Source organism: Halalkalibaculum sp. DA384, assembly GCF_043951955.1.
Lineage (GTDB): Bacteria > Bacteroidota > Rhodothermia > Balneolales > Balneolaceae > JAMQKA01.
The window spans coordinates 1-800 of the sequence record NZ_JBINJE010000102.1; the positions used below are offsets into that span (position 1 = coordinate 1).

Genomic DNA, 800 nt, shown 5'->3' on the forward strand with positions numbered 1-800 from the left:
ACCTGTTATTGTTTAAAATGATTGACTTTTTGCGGCTCAATAAAGAAGTGAAGCGTACTGTCGTTTAAACTGTATCGCGCTTCCATCGAAACGGCGAGCACTTTCGCCACGTTTTCCACGCTTTCATCCTGGAAGGAACCCGTTATATACTTATCGAAAAGTGAAGAATCTGCGACTTCAACAGTAATACTGTAATGATCTTCAAGCCGCTCAATGACTTGGGCAAGAGGCTCATCATCAAATATCAGGCGGTCTTGCATCCAGGCCAGGGCCTGGTATAAATCGGCTTTTTCAACAACCAGGTTATCCGGTCCATTTTTGACGCTGACTTTCTGCCCCTGCGATACGATTACCGATGAGGTAGCCTCCTCAGCCGTGCTACCGCTGTCGATCTTTTGGCTTTGTGGTGACACCTTCACCTTTCCCTCTGATACCACGACCTCTGTTCCCTCATGTTCCTTATCGGTATTTATATTAAACTTGGTACCGATATCTTCGATCGCAGCATCATTGGTATATACGATAAATGGGGCCGGATGATCGTGATCAACTTCAAAATAGGCTTCCCCCTGCAAATACATATCCCGGGATGATGTTCCATAGTCATCTCTGTATTGAATCCGGCTGTTGCTATTCAGCGTTACCTTTGTACCATCTTTGATATGCACAACGACTCGTTCATCATCCTGGGAGGCAATAGTATTGTAAACGACCTCTTCCCGGGGTTGAGATGGCGGGCTCGACGAAATCGAATAGAGGTAGAACCCGTAGGCTCCCCCCAGTACCAGCAGTACTGCAGC

General features: G+C 46.8%; 1 protein-coding gene. It reads right to left on the bottom strand.

Features of this window, described 5'->3' with window-relative positions; genetic code table 11:
* Nucleotides 1-5: 5 nt before the first annotated feature.
* A partial coding sequence (locus ACG2E4_RS18440; protein ID WP_395262587.1) for a FecR family protein occupies nucleotides 6-800 on the bottom strand: 795 nt, incomplete at its 5' end.